Source organism: Achromobacter sp. Marseille-Q0513 (assembly GCF_018195695.1).
In the GTDB taxonomy this organism is placed as follows: Bacteria; Pseudomonadota; Gammaproteobacteria; order Burkholderiales; family Burkholderiaceae_B; genus Achromobacter.
In genome coordinates, this window is sequence record NZ_JAGTJY010000048.1 from 1 (window position 1) to 21265 (window position 21265).

17 protein-coding genes are annotated in these 21265 nt (G+C 66.9%); 12 read left to right on the forward strand and 5 right to left on the reverse strand.

Annotation, left to right across the window (positions count from 1 at the left end; translation table 11 throughout):
- Positions 1-196: 196 nt before the first annotated feature.
- The 6 genes from KDH83_RS12380 to KDH83_RS12405 all read left to right on the forward strand — a co-directional run bounded on the left by KDH83_RS12380 (position 197) and on the right by KDH83_RS12405 (position 5859).
- On the forward strand, positions 197-1354 hold the full coding sequence (locus KDH83_RS12380) for an ABC transporter substrate-binding protein (RefSeq protein ID WP_103275133.1): 1158 nt from the start codon (positions 197-199) through the stop codon (positions 1352-1354).
- Positions 1355-1516: 162 nt separating this feature from the next.
- Positions 1517-2455 (forward strand): ectoine/hydroxyectoine ABC transporter substrate-binding protein EhuB, encoded by a 939-nt coding sequence (gene ehuB / locus KDH83_RS12385; RefSeq protein ID WP_212316047.1) that lies wholly within the window; start codon positions 1517-1519, stop codon positions 2453-2455.
- Positions 2456-2465: 10 nt separating this feature from the next.
- Positions 2466-3119 carry an ectoine/hydroxyectoine ABC transporter permease subunit EhuC gene (gene ehuC / locus KDH83_RS12390; protein WP_212316049.1) on the forward strand — a complete coding sequence of 218 codons (654 nt, stop codon included), beginning with the start codon at positions 2466-2468 and terminating at the stop codon, positions 3117-3119.
- On the forward strand, positions 3116-3787 hold the full coding sequence (ehuD, locus tag KDH83_RS12395; protein ID WP_212316051.1) for an ectoine/hydroxyectoine ABC transporter permease subunit EhuD: 672 nt from the start codon (positions 3116-3118) through the stop codon (positions 3785-3787). The genes ehuC and ehuD overlap by 4 nt, the downstream gene beginning before the upstream one ends.
- Entirely contained in the window at positions 3784-4554 is a 771-nt protein-coding gene (locus KDH83_RS12400) for an amino acid ABC transporter ATP-binding protein (protein WP_212316054.1), read from the forward strand. Before ehuD ends, KDH83_RS12400 begins: the two co-directional genes overlap by 4 nt.
- A gap of 192 nt (positions 4555-4746) precedes the next feature.
- Positions 4747-5859 carry an NADH:flavin oxidoreductase/NADH oxidase gene (locus tag KDH83_RS12405; protein WP_212316056.1) on the forward strand — a complete coding sequence of 371 codons (1113 nt, stop codon included), beginning with the start codon at positions 4747-4749 and terminating at the stop codon, positions 5857-5859.
- An 80-nt stretch (positions 5860-5939) separates the two neighbouring features.
- Here the strand turns inward: KDH83_RS12405 and KDH83_RS12410 are convergent, their stop codons facing one another.
- From KDH83_RS12410 to KDH83_RS12420, 3 genes are all read right to left on the reverse strand, one after another.
- The gene (locus KDH83_RS12410) at positions 5940-6590 is read right to left on the reverse strand and encodes a dUTPase (protein ID WP_249205057.1); all 651 of its coding nucleotides are present in this window, start codon (positions 6588-6590) and stop codon (positions 5940-5942) included.
- A 263-nt stretch (positions 6591-6853) separates the two neighbouring features.
- Complete coding sequence (locus tag KDH83_RS12415; RefSeq protein ID WP_212316058.1) at positions 6854-7357, reverse strand: hypothetical protein; 504 nt, start codon at positions 7355-7357, stop codon at positions 6854-6856.
- Between the two features lie 129 nt (positions 7358-7486).
- Positions 7487-8134 carry a DedA family protein gene (locus KDH83_RS12420; protein ID WP_212316060.1) on the reverse strand — a complete coding sequence of 216 codons (648 nt, stop codon included), beginning with the start codon at positions 8132-8134 and terminating at the stop codon, positions 7487-7489.
- A gap of 104 nt (positions 8135-8238) precedes the next feature.
- Here KDH83_RS12420 and KDH83_RS12425 point away from each other — a divergent pair, with 104 nt between their 5' ends.
- The 6 genes from KDH83_RS12425 (at position 8239) to KDH83_RS12450 (ending at position 15822) form a co-directional block, all read left to right on the forward strand.
- Positions 8239-9279, forward strand: coding sequence for a metal-dependent hydrolase (locus tag KDH83_RS12425; RefSeq protein ID WP_212316062.1), 1041 nt, complete (start codon positions 8239-8241; stop codon positions 9277-9279).
- A gap of 356 nt (positions 9280-9635) precedes the next feature.
- Positions 9636-10298 (forward strand): type 1 fimbrial protein, encoded by a 663-nt coding sequence (locus KDH83_RS12430; protein ID WP_212316064.1) that lies wholly within the window; start codon positions 9636-9638, stop codon positions 10296-10298.
- A gap of 14 nt (positions 10299-10312) precedes the next feature.
- Positions 10313-11062 (forward strand): fimbria/pilus periplasmic chaperone, encoded by a 750-nt coding sequence (locus KDH83_RS12435; protein ID WP_249205054.1) that lies wholly within the window; start codon positions 10313-10315, stop codon positions 11060-11062.
- Positions 11063-11188: 126 nt separating this feature from the next.
- The gene (locus KDH83_RS12440; protein WP_212316066.1) at positions 11189-13744 is read left to right on the forward strand and encodes a fimbria/pilus outer membrane usher protein; all 2556 of its coding nucleotides are present in this window, start codon (positions 11189-11191) and stop codon (positions 13742-13744) included.
- The gene (locus KDH83_RS12445) at positions 13741-14511 is read left to right on the forward strand and encodes a fimbria/pilus periplasmic chaperone (RefSeq protein WP_212316068.1); all 771 of its coding nucleotides are present in this window, start codon (positions 13741-13743) and stop codon (positions 14509-14511) included. Before KDH83_RS12440 ends, KDH83_RS12445 begins: the two co-directional genes overlap by 4 nt.
- A gap of 51 nt (positions 14512-14562) precedes the next feature.
- A complete protein-coding gene (locus KDH83_RS12450) occupies positions 14563-15822 on the forward strand; it encodes a fimbrial protein (RefSeq protein ID WP_212316071.1) in 1260 nt (419 codons plus the stop codon).
- 222 nt (positions 15823-16044) lie between these two features.
- Here the strand turns inward: KDH83_RS12450 and KDH83_RS12455 are convergent, their stop codons facing one another.
- Both KDH83_RS12455 and KDH83_RS12460 read right to left on the reverse strand, forming a co-directional pair.
- Positions 16045-19188, reverse strand: coding sequence for a GLUG motif-containing protein (locus KDH83_RS12455; protein ID WP_212316073.1), 3144 nt, complete (start codon positions 19186-19188; stop codon positions 16045-16047).
- A gap of 73 nt (positions 19189-19261) precedes the next feature.
- Positions 19262-20905, reverse strand: coding sequence for a ShlB/FhaC/HecB family hemolysin secretion/activation protein (locus KDH83_RS12460; RefSeq protein WP_212316075.1), 1644 nt, complete (start codon positions 20903-20905; stop codon positions 19262-19264).
- Positions 20906-21265: the final 360 nt, after the last annotated feature.

Sequence of the window (21265 nt, forward strand, 5' to 3'; positions counted from 1 at the left end):
CCGCCGGCCGCCAGCCCTCCGGGGGCTATCGCCTGTACTCCCCGAGCCGCCGCAAATCCCCGGCGCTGGCCCTGTTGGTGGAAGCATTGCGCTACGCGCCTTGATGCGCCGCACGAGGGACGCCGCCTGTTTGGGCTACTATCCCCGTGCCCGTTTTTGCCGTACCGGCTTTTTGCTTTTCATGAGATCCGCTGTCATGTCCCGCCTGCTCGCGCGCCTCGCCTGCGTCGCCGTCCTGTCCGTTCCCGCCCTGTCCGCCCATGCCGAAATCGTGATCGGGGTGGATGTGTCCACCACCGGCGCCGCCGCGGCCATCGGTATCCAGACCAACAACGCGGTCCGGCTGTGGCCGGCCACGCTGGGCGGACAGCCCGCCCGCTACGTGGTGCTGGACGACGGCACCGATGTCAGCCGCGCCGTGAAGAACATGCGCAAGCTGACCTCGGAGGACAAGGTCGACGCCATCGTCGGCCCCAACATCACGGCCGCCGCGCTGGCCGGCCTGGATGTGCTGGCCGAGACCGGCACGCCGATGATCGCGCTGGCGGCCTCCAGCGTGATTGTCGAGCCGCTGTCCGATCCCAAGCGCGCCTGGGCCTTCAAGATGCCGCAGAATGACTCGCTGATGGCCACCGCCCTGGTCCAGGACATGAAGAAGAAGGGCCTGAAGAACGTGGCCTTCATCGGCTTCGCCGATTCCTATGGCGACAGCTGGTGGAAGGAATTCAGCGCCGCCGCCGGCGCCGACCTGAAGATCGTGGCGCAGGAACGCTTCCAGCGCACCGACGCGTCGGTGATGGGCCAGGTGCTCAAGCTCATCGCCGCCAAGCCCGACGCGGTGCTGATCGCCGGCGCTGGCACGCCCTCGGCCCTGCCGCAGAAGACGCTGCTCGAGCGCGGCTACGGCGGCGTCATCTACCAGACGCACGGCATCGGCACGCTGGAATTCCTGCAGGTCGGCGGCAAGGACGTGGAAGGCACGCTGTTTCCCACCGGCCCCGGCGTGGTGGCGCGCGAATTGCCGGATTCCAATCCGGTCAAGCAGGTGGCGGTCGCGTTCGCGGACAAGTACGAAGCCCAGTACGGCGCCCACACGCTGACCCAGTTCGCCGGCGACGCCTATGGCGCATGGATGCTGCTGGATTCGGCCGTGGCCCGCGCCCTGAAGGGCGGCGCCAAGCCCGGCACGCCGGAATTCCGCAAGGCGCTGCGCGACGCGTTGGAGTCGACCCGCGACCTGGCCGTGCCCAATGGCGTGTTCAATATTTCCAAGGACGATCACCAGGGCTTCGACGAGCGCGCTCGCGTGATGGGCGTGGTCAAGAACGGCCGTTTCTCCTACGCCGGGCAATAAGGACACGTCTTGTAGCGATCCCTCGCATTCCCCGCCGCCGCCCAGGGCGGCGGCTTCCGCAAGCAGGCCTCGGCCTGCTTTTTTCATGTTCATATGATTAGTAGTGAAATCATTTATTGACGTATGATTTCTAGCGAAGATATTGCGACATGGGAGAAAACAATGAACCAGACCACTCTGCCGCGCGCTTCCTACCGCCACGCCTTGCTGGCGGGCGTGCTGCTGGCCCTGGGCGCAGCCGGGCTGGCAGGTTGCTCGGACTCCGGTTCCGACAGCCAGGCCGGCTCAGCGGGCGCCAAGGGAACCGCCAGTACGCTGGAGGCGGCCAAGGCGGCCGGCAAGATCCGTATCGGCTACGCCAACGAGGCGCCATTCGCCTACATGGACAGCCAGCGCGCCGAGGTGACGGGCGAGTCCGTCGAAATCGCACGGGTCGTGCTCAAGCGCATGGGCATCAACCAGGTCGAGGGCGTGCTGACCGAGTTCGGCTCGTTGATTCCCGGCCTGCAGGCCAGGCGCTTCGATATCATCGCCGCGGGCATGTACATCACGCCCGAGCGCTGCGGCCAAGCTGCGTTTTCCAATCCCACCTATGGCGTGGGCCAGGCCATGCTGGTCAAGCAGGGCAATCCCAAGAACCTGCACAGCTACGAGGACGCGGCCAAGAACCCCGACGCCAGGCTGGGCGTGGTGGTGGGCGCGATCGAATCGGACTACGCCGCCAGCCTCAAGGTGCCGCCCGACCGCACCGTCGTGTTTCCCGACGCGGTGAGCGCGCTGGCCGGCGTGCAGGCCGGGCGCGCCGATGCCTATGCCGCCACCGCGCTGACCGTGAACGACCTGATGGGCAAGGCCGGCAAGGACAGCGGCCTGGAAAAGGCCGAGCCCTTCACCGATCCGGTGATCGACGGCAAGGGCGTGCGCGGCTACGGCGCCTATGCCTTCCGCAAGGAAGACCAGGCCTTCGTCGACGCGTTCAATGCCGAGCTGGCCAAGTTCCTGGGCACCGAGGAACACAGGAAACTGGTCGCGCCCTTCGGCTTCACGGCCGAGGAACTGCCCAAGGGCATGACGGCGGCCAAGCTGTGCGCGGGCCGGTGAGGACGGCGCCATGACGAGCTGGATCGAGACCCTGGGCGAGCTGGCGCCGCCGCTGCTGGACGGGCTGGGCGTGACGCTGCAGGTCATGGCGGGCGCCGCCGCGCTGGCCGTGCCGCTGGCCGTGGCCGCGGGCGTCGGCCGCCTGTCGACGCGGCGTCCGTTGCGCTGGCTGGCTTCCGTCTACGTCGAGGTATTCCGCGGCACCTCCGCGCTGGTGCAGCTGTTCTGGTTCTACTTCGTGCTGCCGCTGTTCGGCCTGCAATTGCCCGCCATGCTGGTCGGCATCGTGGTGCTGGGCCTGAACGCCGGCGCCTATGGCGCCGAGGTGGTGCGCGGCGCGATCCGGGCCGTGCCGCCGGGCCAGCGCGAGGCGGGCGTGGCGCTGAACTTCACGCGCGGGCAGATCCTGCGGCGGCTGATCTTGCCGCAGGCCGTGCCCGCCATGCTGCCGCCGGCCGGCAATCTGCTGATCGAACTGCTCAAGAACACCGCGCTGGTGTCGCTGGTGACCATCACGGACCTGACCTTCCGAGGCCAGCTGCTGCGCAGCGAGACCTTGCGCACCACCGAGATCTTCAGCCTGATGCTGCTGATGTACTTCGCCGTGGCCTTGCTGATCACCGCGGGCGTGCGCCTGCTTGAACGGAGGATGCGCATCCGATGACGCCGATATTCGACTGGTCATACGCGCTCGAAATCCTGTCCGCGCTGGGCGCAGCCCTGATCGTCACGATCCAGGCCACCGTGCTGGGCATGCTGGTCGCCGTCACGCTCGGACTGGCGCTGGCGCTGCTGCGGCGTGCACGGTTGCGGCTGGTGTCCTGGCCGGCGGCCTTCGTGATCGAGTTCGTGCGCAGCACGCCGCTGCTGGTGCAGATGTACTTCCTGTTCTATGTCCTGCCGCTGACCGGCCTGCGCATGTCGCCGCTGGCTACCGGGGTGCTGGCGCTGGGCCTGCACTACGCCGCCTATTGCGCCGAGGTATACCGCGCCGGCATCGAAGCCGTGCCCAAGGGGCAGACCGAGGCCGCCATCGCCCTGAACCTGCCGCGCTGGCGCACGGCGGTGGACGTGGTGCTGCCGCAGGCGATTCCGCCGGTGGTGCCGGCGTTGGGCAACTATCTGGTCGCCATGTTCAAGGACACGCCCTTGCTGTCGGCCATCACGGTGGTGGAGCTGTTGCAGCAGAGCAAGATGCTCGGCTCGGCCACGTTCCGCTACACCGAGCCCCTGACCCTGGTGGGCGCGCTGTTCCTGGCGCTTAGCCTGCTGGCGGCCTGGGGCGTGCGCGGGCTGGAAACTCGCCTGCAACGTTATGGAGGAAAACGATGAGCGCCAGTGTGAACATTCGCGGCCTGCGCAAGCGCTACGGCGACCTGGAGGTGCTCAAGGGCATCGACTTGGAGATCCCGTCGGGTCAGACCGTAGCCGTGATCGGCCCGTCCGGCTCGGGTAAGTCGACGCTGCTGCGCGTGCTGATGACGCTGGAACGGCCCAGCGGCGGCGAGATCGAGATAGACGGCGTGCCCATGTGGACGGACGCCGGCGGCAAGCCGGCGGGGCTGCATTCGTCCCACTTGCGCCGGGTGCGCGGCAAGATCGGCATGGTGTTCCAGCACTTCAACCTGTTTCCCCACATGACCGCGCTGGGCAATGCCATGGAGGCGCCGCTGCGGGTGCAGGGCCTGAGTCGCGAGCTGGCGCGCGAGCGCGGCGTGGAATACCTGGAGATGGTGGGGTTGGGCGACAAGCTGGACACCTATCCGGCGCAGCTGTCCGGCGGCCAGAAGCAGCGCGTGGGCATTGCGCGGGCCTTGGCCATGTGTCCGGAGATCATGCTGTTCGACGAGGTGACGTCGGCGCTGGATCCCGAGCTGGTGGGCGGCATTCTGCAGATCCTGCGCGACCTGTCCGCGCGCCGCAGCATGACCATGATCATCGTCACCCACCAGATGAAGTTCGCCGAGCGCAGCTCGGACCGCACGCTGTTCTTCGACGAGGGCAATATCGTCGAGGACGCGGAGTCCGCCACGCTGTTCAGCCAGCCCCGGCAGGCGCGCACGCGGCAGTTCCTGGACAGCGTGATCGAAGGGCAGTGAACGGAGGCGGGGAACCGGAAGGCGGGGGCAGGCATGTCGCGCGCGTCTGGCGGCGGGCACGGAGCGCCGTGTCGTGTGCGCCGGGCGCGGGGCCGCGCGGCGGGATTTGACCCTGTCGCGGCCTCGGGGATCGGCCCGGCTGCGGCGCGCCGGCGCTATGCTGTGCGCTCCATTGCCCGGAGACGCTTGCGCATGAGCCAATTGTTCACCCCCACCCAGGCCGGTCCCCTGCGACTGGCCAACCGCATCGTGATCGCGCCCATGTGCGAATACTCGGCCGACGCGGGCTGTGCCACCGACTGGCACATGATCCATCTGGGCCATCTGGCCTTGTCCGGCGCCGCGCTGCTGTTCGTCGAGGCGACGGCGGTGGAGCCCGATGGCCGCATCACGCCCGGCGATCTGGGCTTGTGGTCCGATGAAACCGAGGCCGCGCTGGGCCGCGTGGTGACGGCCATGCGCCGTTATTCGCCGATCAAGCTGGGCATCCAGCTCGGCCACGCCGGACGCAAGGCGTCCAGCCACGCGCCCTGGGACGGCGGGCAGCTGGTGCCGTCCACCGAAGGCGGCTGGCAGGGCTGGGCGCCCTCGGCGCTGCCGCACAATGAATCCGAGCCGGCGCCGCAGGCGCTGGACGCCGCCGGCCTGGCCCGCGTGCGCGATGCGTTCGTGGACAGCGCCCGGCGCGCGCTGCGGCTGGGTTTCGACGCCATCGAGTTGCACGCCGCGCATGGCTACCTGATGCACCAGTTCCTGTCGCCGCTGGCGAACCGGCGCGACGACGCCTATGGGGGTTCGCTGGAAAACCGCATGCGCTTCCCGTTGGAGGTATTCCAGGCGCTGCGCGACGTGGTGCCGGCATCCGTCGCGCTGGGCGTGCGCGTGTCCGCCACGGACTGGGTGGAGGGCGGCTGGGACCTGGAGCAGACCACGGTCTTCGCCGAGGCGCTGAAGGCGCGCGGCTGCGACTTCATCGACGTGTCCAGCGGGGGCGTGTCGCCTCAGCAGAAGATCCCGGTCGCGCCGAACTATCAGGTGCCTTTCGCCGCTGAGATCAAGCGCCGCGTCGGCATGCCCACGATCGCGGTGGGACTGATCACCGAGGCCGCCCAGGCCGAGGAAATCGTGGCCAGCGGGCAGGCCGACATGGTGGCGCTGGCGCGCGGCATGCTGTACGACCCGCGCTGGCCCTGGCACGCGGCCGCGCAGCTGGGCGGACAGGTCGACGCGCCGCGCCAGTACTGGCGTTCGCAGCCGCGCGAGCACAAGGCGCTGTTCGGGGAAACGCGCTTCGGCCAGCGCTGACGCGGATTCGGCACGCAAGCAAAAGCGCCGCTGGCAAGGCGGCGCTTCTTTTATCTGGAACCGCCGCTGCGGGCCAGGAACTACAGCTTGGCGTAGGCCTGTTCCAGCTGGGCCTGCAACTGGTCGGCGAAATCGGCCTGCGCCGGGTCCAGCGCGGACATCAGCCGGGCCAGCACCACGTTGTCTTCCTCGCCATTCCAGATCTTGATGTAGGTGCCTTCCTTGTAGCCGTGCCGCTGGCGGAAGATGTTCAGCACGTTCTTGGACACGTACTGGGTGTAGGCGTCGTTCCAGCCCATCTCGCAGGCGGTCATGGTGCGTTCCAGGACCTTGAAGCTGGCGCGGCCGCACACGGCCAATCCGCCGATCAGTTCCAGCAGCTCGGGCACGCTCAGCGCGGCCAACTCACGGGTGGCGCCGTCCAGCGTGACGGTGCCGGGGCCGGCCAGGTCGCGCATCAGCTCGGCCGCGGCGCCTTCGATCGACGCGCCTGCCTGGACGATGGTGTGCGACAGGTAGAAGTGCAGGATGTCGACCAGTTCCATCTGCACCTGGGGCAGGTCGATGGTCTGCTTCTTCCACCATTTCCAGCCATGGTGTTCCAGCGCCTCGGCTGATTCCACGAACGCGGCGCGCAGGAAGCGCGAACCGCTGGTCACCCAGGCGGGATTGATCATGCTGTTCAGGTGATCCTGCAGTTTCAGCATCGTGGCCGCTTGGGCCGGGTTCAATCCGACGGGTGTGTTCACTTTCGCTCCGTATATTTGACGCGGGAATACCTGCGCGGATCGCGCGCAGGGCGCAGATGTTAGCACCCCGTGGCGCTGCGCCGGCCGTGCCCGGGCGCTGGCCTGGGTAGTCGGCCACTCGTCGGCCGCTCTCTGCCCGTAGCGTCTGGCTGGCTGTATCCGGTTGACCGCAGTCGGCAGGCCGCAGCTGGTAGGCCGCAGCTGGCTGGCGATGCAGGCCGGGGTCGCGCCAGGCCAGGCTGCTGCTAGCCGTCCTTGCGGTAGGTGGACTTCAGCGGCGGCAGTTTGCCGGCGGGCGGCTTGCCGGGCTTGCGGGCGTCGCCGGCGGCCTTGAACAGCATGAAGGCGAAGAAGGCCAGGAACACCGCGGGCATGAAATCGTCCAGCCCGGCTCGCGGACTGTTCAGCGCCTGCAGCACAATGCGCGCCGCGATCAGGCCGACCACCGCCGCAGCGACCGTCAGCACCTTGCCGACGCCGCGCTTGGCAGCGGTCTTGGCCAGCGTTGCGGCGTCGGTATCCGGTTGTGCGGGGGGCAGGGTGGAATGGGGCACGGGCGGCGTGCCGCCATTGCCCCAGGGCGCGGACGACAGCGGGCTGGTCGACGTGGACTCGCCGCCGGATGTCGCGCCGGGAGACCGCGTGGCGTCAGGCGAGGGCGCGTTGAACAGATCCGACGCGCTGACACGACTCAGTTCTTTGACATAGCGCGCGTAATCGCCATCCTTTGGTTCGCCGCCCAGAGCCATCAGACATCTCCATTCCTGTTATTCCAGCACTATATGCCATTCCTTGCAGCCCGCGCCCCCTTCGGCGCATGGCGGGCCCCCGGGGCGGGGCCGCGGGGATCCGGCTTCGCCGGTTCGCAGCGGCGCCTCCTACAGGGAAGAGCGCGTAGCGCTTCGGGGCTGGGGCTTCCCTTTTTTTCGCAGCATGGCGACCAGCAGCCCGACGCCCAGCACCACCGAAAAGCCGGCGCCGATCAGCATGGCGATCTGTTGCGCGTTTTCTGCGGAGCCCAGGCTGCGCGCGGTGACATAGCCCGGCGCCAGCATCAGCGGCATCCACAGGATGGCGGAGGACACGTTGGCCAGCTGGAAGCGGCCATGCGCCATGCCCATGACGCCGGCCACGGTGGGGATGGTGGAACGGATAGGCCCGAGGAACCGGCCGATCAGCACCGAGGCGAAGCCATAGCGATAGAAGAACAGCCTGGCGCGCGCCACCGCCGTGCGTTGCTGCTTGAGCGGCCAGCGGCGCAGCACGCCGGGGCCGGCCCAGCGGCCCAGGCCGTAGGACAAGGCATCACCCACGATCGCGCCCGCGATGCCCCAGGCCAGCACGTTCCAGGGATCCAGCGTGCCGGCGCCGATCAGGCCGCCCGTCAGCAGCATCAGCGCCGTGGCGGGAATGAACAGGCCCACCAGCACCAGGGATTCTCCCAGCGTGAGCAGGAAGGTGATCGGTCCGGCCCAGGCCTGGTTGGCCTCGATGAACATGCCGATCTGGTCTATGTATTGATCCATGTGCGGAAGTTGAATATCAGCTGAATGCAATCGAGTATCTTAACGCCTGCATTGTGGGACCGGCATGCGTCGGCCATATGAATGAAGCCGATTGTCGGAGGATCATGGATTCCGTTACACAAGCCGTGCTGGGCGCCGGCATACAGGGCGCGCTGCTGGGGCGTTTCCAGGGGCGCAGGGCGCTGCTCTGGGGCGCCGCGCTGGCGACCGTGCCGGATCTGGACGTGCTGATGCGCTATCCGGACCCGGTTTCATTGATGACCTATCACCGGGGTTTCTCCCATTCTCTGTTCGTCCTGACCGGCCTGGCGGCGCTGCTGGCCTGGCTGATACGCCGGTATTGGCCGCAGGCTCCATACGGAGGTTGGCGGCTGTTCCTGACGCTTTGGCTGGTTCTGGTGACGCATCCTTTGCTGGACGCCTTCACCGTCTATGGCACCCAGCTGTTCTGGCCGCTGGCGCCGGTGCCGGAAAGCTGGGCGGCCGTGTTCATCATCGACCCGGTCTATACGGTGCCGCTGCTGGCGGCGTCGCTGTATGCGGTCGCGGCGGGCATGACGGCGCGCGCGCGCGGATTGCTCGCGGCGGCGCTGGTTTTCAGCACGGCCTATCTGGGCTTCGGGTTGGCGGGCAGGGTGGCGGCCGAGCACCGCGTGCGCGATGCCATGGCCGCGCAAGGCATCGAGGTCACGGCCTTGCGCGCCGTGCCCATGCCGTTCAATACGCTCGTATGGCGCGTGCTTGCCAAGACGCCGGACGATCACTATTACGAAGCCGTATCGGGCTGGTTTGATCGGACGCCGCCGGAATGGCTGCGCCTGCCGCTCAACCCGGACGCTGGAGCCAACCTGGCCGGATCCGCGCTGCATGACAGGCTGCGCTGGTTCACCGGCGACTGGCTGCGCCATGACGTGATCGGCGATGCGCTGGTGGTGACCGACCTGCGCATGGGCGTGGCGGGGCACTACACCTTCCGTTTCAAGATGGCCGAGCGCGCGCCGGGAGGTGACTGGATTGCGGTCGTGCCCAGCCGCTGGCCCAGCGCCAGCGGGGGCTGGCCGGAGCTGAAACTGATATTGGCGCGCATTCTGGATGCGCAGCCGCCGTTGCCGCTGCGAGCTTGGGCGGACCAGGCTTTGCGCTAGGTTCGTGCCCATGCCGGCCGCGCACCGCCGCGCGGCCGGCGACCGCATCGTCGTCGCCAGGCGCGAGGCCGCGCCATGGCGCCTCATCCTGCGTCGCGTTCTTGTCTTCCACTGTGCAAGGCGGGAAGGGGGAACTCGTATTTTTACTAGCTGTATTTCGTTTTCGTTCAAGAGACCCGAAATGTGCCCGCTGGCAAAGTACCCGAATCCTTGATCCGGGTGCTTCAAACAGGCCGTATCCGCATCAGGGACCGGCATCAGGATTCCGGTTTTCCGGTACTCCGCCGATGGCAAGGCCTGGATGCGTCGCTGCGGCGCGCCGGTTTCATCTCTCCAATCAATAAGGAACGACAACGATGAAGCGCAGTTCTCTCTCGTATCTCATTTCTGCCGGCGCGCTGCTGGCGGCTCTGGCGCCGGCGGCTTCGCACGCGCAGGCCGCCTGGGACGGTCAGATCCGCTTCACGGGCAGCGTGTCGGACACCACGTGCTCCGTCAATGGCGGTCAAGGTTCTGCGAGCAACATCACTGATGTGCGGCTCGGCAACGTGGATCCCAATGCGGCGACGAAGGCGCTGGCCGTGGGCGCCAACATTGGCTCCAAGCAGACGTTCAAGATCAGCCTGTCCAATTGCAGCTTGCTCACGCCTCTGCCTACCAACCCGGCCGCGGGCGCCGCACAAACCGAAACGCGAGGCGCCGCCATTGAATTCGACCAGGGTTCGGCGAACATCAATGGAGCCACGGGCAATCTGATGGTCACTGGCTTCCAGCCGGCGAAAGGCATCGAGATCGGCATCTGGAACGCCGGCAATGGCAAGACCAACAAGCTTGACCTCCGAGGCACCATGTCTCCGAGCGACGTACAGACGCTTCAGTTGAGGTTCTCGAACGATACGACCGTCACGCAGATCCTTGCCGGAGACCTCACCTTCGAGGCGGGCTATGTCAGGGCCAGCGGCACTCTCGAGTCTGGTAACGCCGGTTCGCAAATCGCATACAAGGTGTCCTACCGATAAGTCGAGGTGCAGGCATGACGCCCATGAAGCGTGTTGCAGTACGTTGGTTGTGCATGGGCGTCATGGCTTGGGTTGCCAGCGCTGGCGTGGCGCAGGCAACTCTGGTCCTGGAGGGAACGCGCATCGTCTATCCAGAGAAGGCCAAGGATGTCAGCATCCGGGTGCGGAATCCGGGCAGCTATCCCATACTCGCTCAGTCCTGGCTTGACGACGGCCGCCCGGACTTGTCGCCCGAAGTGATGGTGGTGCCCTTTATCGTGTCACCCGCCCTGACTAGGGTCGAGCCTGACGGCAGCGCGCTGCTCCGTGTGTTCTACGCCAAACGGCCATTACCCACGGACAGGGAGTCGCTGTTTTACCTGAACGTGATGGAAACTCCGCCGCGCGGCAGCGAGGAGAATACGCTGACCTTGCAGTTTCGCACCCGGGTCAAGCTGTTCTTCCGTCCGACCGGATTGTCCGGAGATGCCGGGGACGCGCCAGACAGCTTGAAATGGACGCTGGTCCCAGGCGCAGGCGCCGTTGAGGTGCACAATCCGACGCCGTATCACGTGTCTTTCTTGTCTGTCGAGCTGGAAACGGCGGGGCGTCGCGACATCCTGGACCGGGCAGGCCAGGATGCCATGGTGGCGCCATTTTCCAAGCTGCGTTTTCCTGTTCCGGCCGGTCGAAATCCCGTGCCGGGCCAAAGTCAGATCCACTATTGGGCCATCAATGATTTTGGCGGCAGGCACTCGTATCAGCGCCCCTTGTCTTCGCCCTGACCGGCGCTTCTGAAGGCTCCATTTTTTCGCAAGGCTAAAACGATGCATTTGACGATGCAGGTGACGGCTCGTCCTGGAAACAGGCGCAAGTCGCGGCAACGGCGGGTCTGGATAGCGGGCCTTTGCATGTTGGCCATTGCGGCGGATGCGCAGGCGCAGGGTAAATCCAAGCAGTACGTGCAGTTCGATTCCAATATGTTGTTGCGCGGCGTCTCGGACGATTCCGTCGATCTTTCCCGTTTCGAAAAGCCCAACGCCGTATTGCCCGGCCAGTATCGCGTCGATGTGCTGGTGAATGGCAACTGGCGTGGGGCCTCTTTCGTTGAGTTCCGCGACGTGGGTCAGGAGGGCGCGGCACCTTGCTACACCGCCGAACTGTTGCGCAGCTCGGGGTTCGACATGGAAAAGCTCGAACGTCAGGCCGTCGAGCAGGGGCGTCCCGTGCTGGGGGACACGCCCTATTGCGGCGATCTGGCAAGCCATGTGCCCGGCGCGCAGGTCAGGTTCGACGCGGCGGAACAGCAGTTGCTATTGACCGTGCCCACCATCTACCTGGGTACGAGACGCGCCAGCATCTATGTGGATCCGGCCCTGTCGGACAGCGGCATCACCGCCGCGCGGCTGGGCTATACCGGCAATTACTATTCACAGTACGTGCGCGGCGGACGTTCCGACGACCGAGGCTACCTGGGCTTGAGCGCCGGGCTGAACGTCGCCTCCTGGCGCGTGCGGCACGATGGCTCGGTGGCTTGGGGATCGCGCGAAGGCTCGCGCTATCAACGGGGCCGGCTGTACGCGGTGACTGGCATCCCGTCCTGGAAATCCGAACTGCTGTTGGGCGAGACATCTTCCGATGGGCGGTATTTCGACCCGGTTTCGTTTCGCGGCGTGCGCGTGGCCAGCGACGAACGCATGCTGCCCGACGAACGACGCAACTACGTGCCGACCATACGCGGCACCGCCCAGACCAATGCCACGGTCAGCGTCTATCAGCGTGGCTTCCTGGTCCATGAAACCACGGTCGCGGCGGGACCGTTCGTCATCGAGGATCTGCAGGCGGCCAGCTATGGCGGCGATCTGGAGGTGCGCGTCGTCGAGGCCAATGGCGAAACGCGCCGTTTCACCGTGCCTTTTGCCACGACAGTCGAGCTGCTGAAGTCCGGCGAAACGCGTTACTCGATGTCGCTGGGGCAGGCCATGGCCTCGGGCTACCGCAGTGGCGGGCCGGCGGTGTTCGAAGGCCTGGTGCGGCGCGGCCTGAGCAATCTGGTCACGGCATACGGGGGGCTGGCGCTCAGCGGCAACTATCGCTCGGTGTTGCTGGGCGCGGTGCTCAATACCGAATGGGGCGCGCTGGCTGGTGACATCACGGCGGCGACCGCCAAGCTGGCCAATGAAAAAACATCGGGCTCCAGCTATCGATTGTCATACAGCAAGAATCTGCCCGAGACGGGCACGAATTTCTCGGTGCTGGCATATCGCTATTCGACCAGCGGCTTCGTCGGCTTCAACGAAGCCGTCGCCCAGCGCGACATCCCGAAGTCCGATCGCTACTACGATGCCGGCGGCCGGCTGCGTAACCGTATCGATGTCAATATCAACCAGTCGCTCGGTGACAGGCTGGGCTCCTTTTACCTGAATGGCTCGGCGATCCAGTACTGGAAGCGCGCGGGCCGCAACATCAATTTTGGCGGCGGCTACTACAACAACTGGGGCCGCGTGTCCTACGCGCTGAACGTGCAACGCAGCACTGTCAACGGCGGTTTGTATTCGCTGGGACGCGAACGCGAGACCACGGTCACCCTCAACCTGAACATCCCCTTGGGCAAGACCTATGACGCGCCCCTGCTCAACAGCTACACCAGCCATAGCGGCGCCGGCGGCACGAATTCCGGCCTGAGCGTGGGCGGATCGGCCGGCGAGGACTCGCTGTTCAACTATTCGCTCGGCACCAGCTACAACAGCCGCTCGGGCATCTCATCGGCCAACGGCAACCTGGACTACCTGGGCAGCCTGGCCCAGGTGGGCGCCAGCATCTCGCAGGGGCGCGACTATCGGCAGACCAGCCTGCGCGCCTCGGGCAACGTGCTGGCCCACGCGGGCGGGGTCACGTTGGCGCCGGTCCTGGGCGATACCATCGGCCTGCTGCATGCGCCGGACGCCAAGGACGCGCGGACCACCCGCGACCGCAACAGCCGCATCGATGGGCGGGGCTATGGCCTGGTGCCCTATCTGATGCCGTATCGAAGCAACAGCGTGGAACTGGATTCCGCCGACATGGCCGACGACGTGGAGCTGCTGAGCAATACGCGTACCGTGGCGCCGCGCGCCGGCGCGGTGGTGCTGCTGTCCTATCCCACCCGCCGGTCCAGGCCCGTGCTGGTCGACGGCAAACAGCGAGATGGCGCTCCGCTGCCATTCGGCGCCGAGGTCTACGACCTCGAGGATGGCGAGGTGATCGGCAGCGTTGGCCAGGGCAGCCGCATCGTCATGCGCGTGCGCAAGGATGAAGGCCGCGTCAGCGTGCGCTGGGGATCGAAAGCCGACCAGCGCTGCCGCATCGACTATGCGTTGTCCGAGCGCGAGCGCGGCCAGGGCGGCTTCGATGTGGTCGAGAGCGTCTGCCAGCCGGAGCCGGCATCACCCGCCGGCCCGATGCCGGTGGCGGGGTTGAAGCCATGATTGGCCGGCGCATTCTCGCATTGCGCCGCGCGGGCTTTGCCGGCATGGCGATCGTGGCGGCATGGGCCGGGCTGGCCGGCGCTGTCCGTGCGGACATGTCCGTCGATGGCACGCGCTTCGTCTATCCCGCCCGCGAAAAGGCAATCAGCGTCTATGTCGGCAATATCGGCGCCGAGCCGATCCTGGTGCAGTCCTGGCTGGACCGGGGCGAGGCGCGGGACGCCAACGATCTGGCGAGGCTGAAGGTGCCGTTCGTGTTGACGCCGCCGCTCCTGCGCCTGGAGCCGAACGAGCGCAAGGCGGTGCAGTTGCGCTATACCGGCGAGTCCTTGCCCAAGGATCGCGAGTCCCTGTTCTGGGTGAACTTCCTGGAAGTGCCGGTCGTGAGCGACGAGCAGAACAGCCTGCGCCTGCAACTGAACCTGTCGATGAAGGTCTTGTTCCGGCCCGAGGGCCTGCAAGGCAAGGCAAGCGATGCGCCGGGCAAGCTGCGCTGGACCTGGCGCGATGCCGGCAACGGTTCGATGCGCGTGTTGGCGGAAAACCCCACTCCCTACAGCGTCACGTTCCGGACGCTGAAAGTGCGCGGCAGCCAGGGGGATGGCCTGGCGGGGCTGACCGTCCCGCCCCTGTCGTCCGCGTCCTTCGTGGGACGCTGGCCCGCGCCGCGCGATCAGGGCGGGCTGTCGCTGGATTATGAGTCGGTGGACGACTTTGGGGCGGCCAAGCGCGGCAGCGCCCAGGCCGAGTTCGCGCGCGTCGATTGAGCGCCATCGGCTGGCCTCGTGGCCGGCCGGGCATAGCTAGAAGGAGAAACCATGTTCCACCGTCTGTTTCATCGCCCGGGCCGCGCGCCGCAAGATGGGCCGGCCAGCCGGCTGCTGGTCGGGCTGTTGCTGGCGGGCGGTGTCGCGTTGCCGGCTGTCGATGCCTGGGCCCAGATCGTGCCGGCGCGCGCGACAACATGCAGAATCGAGTCGTTCGGCGCCGGCCAGACCTCGGGGGGCGCCTGGATTCCTCCGCAGATCGGCAACGTGGGCGGCAGCCAGGTCATCCCGGACGGCACCGTGTTGGCCGTCAGGTCGGTCACGTTGTCGTCCATCGGCACGCTGGTGCCGGCAGCCTCGACGGACAGGTACTACCTGGCGGCCGGAGCGACGTGGACCGGGGTCAGGCCGGACGGCAGCACCATCTTTCCTACGAACGTTTCAGGAATAGGGATCCGGCTGCGAGCCGGGCCTGGGGACAGTGCCAGCGAGGTGCAGGCGACGACGGCGATCCGCGCGGTCCGCAATATTGAGCAGCTGATCATGCTGGCCAATATGCAAATGGCCCCATATATATTGCAGGTAAGCCTGCGCGTGGAGCTGGTGAAGATGGGTTCCGATGTCTTGCCTGGAATCGGCGCATTCCCCGTGACGGGAATGGCGACGGCGTACCAGGGCGCCAGCATGCGTTTCAAGGTCGTGCAAGTGAAATCGGATCCCGCTGCCGAGGGCACGGACCTGGGGCCGATCACGGATCCTTCTTGCAACACCAGCTTCGACTTCAATATCGATCAACTCATCAGCGGGGGCGGCACGACGCCGCCGGTCGTGACGGCGGTGTGCGCCGTGGATGCCAGCTATCAGGGCAGCGGCAGGGAAGTGCCCATGGGACCCGTGACCCGGGGCAGTTTTCCCGGGCGAGGCGACCGGGCCGGCAGCGTGCCCTTCGACATCTCGCTGAGCAACTGCGCGGCGCGGGCCAAGCCCAAGATATCGTTTTCTCCGGGCTTCCAGGGCAAGGTGCCTGGCTGGCCCAATGTGCTGCGGCTGGATCAGAGCGACATCAACCATGCCAGGAATCTCGGCATCGTGCTGACGCGACGCGACGATCCCGGCAAGGAGGTGAGCATTGGCGACGCGCCGGAAGCCGGACCGTTCATACAGTTTCCACAATACGCCACGCTGCAAGATGGCGAGACGACGACCCTGGAATTGGCGGCGCATTATGTGCGCACCGATCACGAAGGCCAGGGGGGCGTGACGCCCGGGCCGGCCAACAGCAGCGTGCGTTTCCAGGTGCGCTACGACTGAGCGGGGCGCGCAAGGCAATCCACCACGCGCCGTCCGTAGCCTGACCTTGACGTTCGTCGAGGTCGGGCTTGTTGCATTCCCCGTTCCGCACGAGAAAATCCCCGCGCAGCGGATTGCCGTGCGGGGATTGGTGCATGGACGCGGCGTGCTCGGATTCGCCTCCAGTGGATCCGGGCCGAGCCGCGGGGCCGGTACGCGGACCGGCCCCGTGTTCCTGTCAGATCAAGGCTCGATGATGCCCTGATTGGTACCCGCCGGGCGGAGCTGCGCGGCGCCGTCCCGCGCGGTGTTGTACTGCATGACGCCCTGGTTCATGCCCACCAGCCCGCCGGTCCTGGATGCATCGTAGGTGTAGAACGCGTTGCTGGTGGCGGATCCGGAAACAAGGCCGCGGTTCAGGCCGACCAGGCCGCCCATGGTGACTTGCTGGGAAACCCCGGGGCAGCTGTTGTTGTTGGCGGAGCAACCGGTTCTGCCGGCCAGGGAGCCCGACGATTCCGAGTGGTGGACCTTGCCCGGCTCGCCGTTGGTTCCGACCAGCCCGCCGACGTTCGAATAGCTGCCGGCGGCGACGCGGCCCGAGGAGACCGTCGCCATGAGGCGGCCTTCGTTGTAGCCGATCACTCCGCCCGCGTGGCTGTTGTTCCCGCTTTCCGTCAGCAGCGTCGAGGACTCAGATGCGAAGATGTTGCCGGTGTTGCGGCCGACCAGCCCGCCGGCGGAAGCGCCGCCGCCGCCTTTTACCTCGCGCACGCGGGAAGCGCTCTGCTGGATATCGCCGTCATTGACGCCGACCAGGCCGCCGATGCGAACGCCGGTGGTGTTGGTGGCGAGGACACCATTGCCCACGGCCTCGCTATTGCTGATCGTGGCCCCGGCAGCGTTCAGGCCCACCAGGCCGCCCACGCTGGCGGTCGAACCGGCCAGATACACCTTGGCGCTGCTGCTCGTCGTGCGGTCGATCATGCCGCCGTTGCCGTTCAAGCCGACCAGTCCGCCCACCGAGGCCAGGCCGGATCCCTCGACTTCGCCGACGGTTTGCGACGAGTCGAGAATCACGCCCGTGTTTTCACCCACCAGTCCGCCGACGTTTCCGCCCGAGGTGTTGGAGACGCGGCCGCTGCTGGTGCTGGCGATGATCTGGCCGGAGTTGGTGCCGACCAGGCCGCCGATGTTGCTCTGTTGCTTGGTCGTGACCGAGGCCGTGCTCGCGGAATTGTTGATCATGCCATTCCGGTTGATGCCCACCAATCCGCCGAGATGGGCGACGTTGGTGCCATGGCCGGCATAGTCGTTGACCGACCCCTTGCTACTGCTGTCCCGGATGGTGCCGTTCACGTTCAGGCCGACCAGCCCTCCCGCGACATAGATTTGCGGGGAGGTGTTGACGCTGCCCGAGTAGCTGGATCGTTCAATGGTGCCGCCATTGTTGAAACCTACCATGCCGCCCAACGCACCGCCCTGGACTTCAGAGCCGAAGCGCCGGCCGTTGACGACGTGGACGTTGGAGATGGTGCCCGTGTTGCGGCCGATCAAGGTGCCGCTGTATATGTGCTGCGAACCCGTGCCGGACACGTTGTCCAGGATGAGATTGCGCAGCGTGCCCGAGGAGTCGCTGAACAGGCCGGCGACGCTGTCCGGATTCTGGACCGTCAGGTTGACCAGCTTGTTGCCCAGCCCGTCGAATAGCCCCTTGAAACCGCCTTGTCCGGCGCCGATGGACTGCACCGTGCCCCCGCCCCGGATGTCCGAGCCCAGCACGTAGTAGCCGGACAGGTTGCCGTTGACGGCGTTCAGTTGTGCCAGGTCCTGGATCACCACGTGGCGCAGGCCGTTGGACGTGAACAGCGGATTGGCGCCCGACAGGCTGATCGCGGCCTGGCCGGCGGGGCCGTTCAGCACGTAATTGGCGGTCGGCGCGAGGCCGGGCGTGCCGGACTGGGTCGTGCGCAGGTGGAGCTGGTTGGACACGCCGCTCAGGGTGATCCGCTGCGAGATGTCGATCTGCCGGTCGGCCGACAGGTTCAGGGCGGCGCCCGCGCCGCTGGCCGTCAGGGCGCCGTTGACCGCGACCTTGCCGCCGCTGCCGTGGCTTGCGTCCAGCGTCAGCGCGTGGCCGCTGCTCCAGCTTACCGGCGCGTTCACCTCGACGTCGCCGGCATTGCTGGCCAGGCTGACGTTCGTCGTGTTCAAGGTATTCGCCAGCGTGCTGGCCAGGATGTTGCCCGCGGTGGCGGCGGACTCGCCCACCTTGAGCGCGTCGCCACGGATCTCCAGGGTGCCGGTACTGCCGTTGCTCGCGCGCGTGTCCACCTGGGCGCCCGCCAGCACGCGCACGTGTCCGCCTTGGATCGAGACCGAACCGCCATCTCCGTAGGTGCCAAGGGCGCTGGCGGACATCCGGCCGCCCGCCAGCACCGTGCCGGAGCCGCCATCGAGTACGATCCTGCCTTGGCGTGCCTGCAGCGTCCCGGCCTCGATGAGGCCGGCATTGTTCACCACCGCTAGCAGCGGGTTGGCCGGCTGCGCGTCGCGGGCCATCAGCAGGACTTGTCCGCCGTTCGCCTGGATCGTGCCCATGGCCGTATTCTGGGCGTTGGCGAACTGGCCGCTGGTATTCGCGCTCAGGCTGAGCGGGCCATTGCCAAGCCGCAGCGTGAAGGAGCCGGCCCCGCCGAGCGCGACGGAGCCGCCGTTGGTCTGGATGCTCCCGCCGTTATGCACCCGATGGCCCAGCAGCACGATGTCCCCGCCCGAGGCGGAGGTGATGTAGCCCACGTTGCTGACCATGGTGTTCTGGCCGGCCGGCGCGTCGAAGTTGAAGACGCCGCTGGTGTTGTTGAAGAACGCGGTGGGATCGGTGGCATGCGTCGAGGCGACCAGGCTGCCCACGTTGACCTGCGCGGTGTTGTTGAAAACGATGCCGTTCGGGTTGACCAGGAAGACCTTGCCGACGGCGTTGATCGCGCCCGCGATGTTGGAGGGGGCCAGGCTCGTGATGTTGTTCAGCGTCATATGGCTGGGATCCATATGGTTGAACGTGACGGATTCATTGCCGGCCACGTCGAAGGTATTCCAGTTGATGACGGCCTTGGACGTGGTCTGGCTGATGACGGTGTTCTTGGGCTGGCCGGCGACGTTGCCGGGATTGTCCTGCCAGATGAAGGCGCTGCCGTGCGTGACCGTGCCGTTGGTGGGCGCGGCCAGGGCCTGCGGCGCCAGGGCGCTCAGTCCGGCGGCCGCGACGGCGGCCAGCACCGCGCGGGCGCCGGAGACGCCGGATTTCCCACGGCGGCGGGCGCATTCGCTAGCCACGGTCCAGCATGCCTTGCTGGCGTTCCATATCACTGTATGAGTCTTGTTCATGGGATTCCTTCTGGGGTTGGATGACGTGCCGGATTCTGCGTGGCACGGTGCTGCTGCACTCGGGGGCGGCCGGTCAGAAGTAGCGCGTGGCGCGTAGCCAGAAGCGCGGTTCCTGCTTGGGGCCGTTCTGTTCGTTTTCGCGCTGGATGGGCCAGGCCATCGCGGCCATGACCTGATGCGACGGGCCGGCCTGCGTGATGCTCAGGCCGGCGGCGGACAGCCGCCTCTGGTTGCGTTCGTCGGTCCAGGGACGTTGGCTGAGCCGGATCCGGCCCGCGTCGGCGAAGGCGGCGAACTGCAGGCCCGCCATGGGCACGTAGCGCAATTCGAGCGAGGCCTGCCAGCCCGAGTCGCCGCTGCTCGAGCCGTTGGCGTAGGCGCGTACGCCGTAGGGGCCGCCCAGGCTGAATTGTTCGGAGCTGTCGAGGTTCTTGCTGGCGCGTTGGGCGCTGACCTGCCCGTACAGCGTGAAGGGGCCGTACAGGTGCTGCAGGCGCAGCAGGGTGAGGTTGAGCTTGCCGAAGCCGCCCGCGCTGCGGTTCAGGGCACGGTCGTTGCTGCGCTGGGCCTCGGTTTCCAGGCGCAGGGAGCCGTGGCTGTAGGAAACGTAGGCGGCGCTGCGGCCGCCGCCGAGCAGGCTGTCCTCGCCGTTGGCCGACAGCGAGGCGGTGCCCAGGCGGATGCGCTTGCCTTGGCGCTCTGAGATCGCGTCCTTGTCGTCGCGCAGTTGGCGGTCTTCGTATTGCAGGCGCGCTTCCAGACGGAAGTGGCGACCTGCGATCAGGGGTTGCAACAGGAACAGGCCGGTCGTGCGCGCGCTGCCATGCGCTTCCAGGTATTCGAAGTCGCGCTCCAGCGCATAGCGCACGTTGGACACGTTCAAGCCAAGGCGGGTCAGAGCGGGGCCGACCGGCGCCTGGTAGGCGGCGTAGTAGTAGCGCTGCGTGCGGTCGCTGGTCAGCAGGCGCAGGCTGAGCTGGTCGCCCAGGCGCAGCGGGCTGTTTACGTCCAGGTTGCCGCCCAGCCGGTATTCGCCGGTGTAGTAGTTGCCGAAGTTGTCGGCGTCGATGCTGCCGGTGATCAGCGGCGTGGGCGCCGCGTCGACCAGCAGCGTGCTGGAGCCAGGGTGCGCGCCCGCGCGCAGCGTGCCTTGCACCGCGGCGCCGGGCAGGTCGCCCAGGCGCAGCAGGCGGCTTTCCAGGTTGTCGATGTGCACGGGATCGCCGGGCCGCAGCACGGATAACCCTCGGCGCAACACGGCATCGCTGACGCGGGACCGGTTGTCGAGCTGGATCTCGTCGTAGACGCCTTCCTGCACGGCGATGTCGACCACGCCGTCGCGGATTTCCTGCGGTGGAAGATAGGCGCGCGCGAGCTGGTAGCCCTGGTCGTGGTAGTAGCGCGTGATGCGGTCGGCGGCCGCGCGCAGGCCGGCCAGGTCCTGCTCGCTGCCGTTCAGGTCGGCGAGCTGCGCCTGCAGCGCGTCGGTGTCGACGTTGCGGTTGCCCTGCAGCCGGAAGGCGCGCACGTGTAGCCGCGCGCCGCCATCATGATCGCCGGATGGCGCCGATGCGGGTCGCGTCGCCGAGTCGTCCAGTGGCGCCTGATCGGGCAGGGGCGCGAATTCGGGCTGTATTGATTCGATCTCGCGCAGGCTGCGTCCGGCGTCGGGCACCTCGGGGATTCTGGCGTTGGGCGATTGGGCGAATCCCGCCATGGGCACGGCCGCGCACAGCAGCAGGCAGGCCGCCCACGCGCGCGATGTCGATATGTGATCGGGATTGCGGCCGGGCGCCCGGGCGGCCATCGATGCGGGAACTGCATGCGGCGGAGTTGCCGCCGGGACATTCTTTTGTAGCGACTGCACGTGGTCTAGCCGCGGAGGCCGCGGTTCCTGTTCTTGCCGGCCGGACAGCGATACGGCGGCGGAGCCTATGAATACGTCTTCCGCAACGCAGGATTGCGGGTGAGGGAACTATAGGTAGCGGCTCGACAGGAAGATTTAGTATTTATTCGAATTCTGATTTTGACTAATACGAAACACGCCTGCGGCTCATTGGCAGAGGCTTGTATGGCG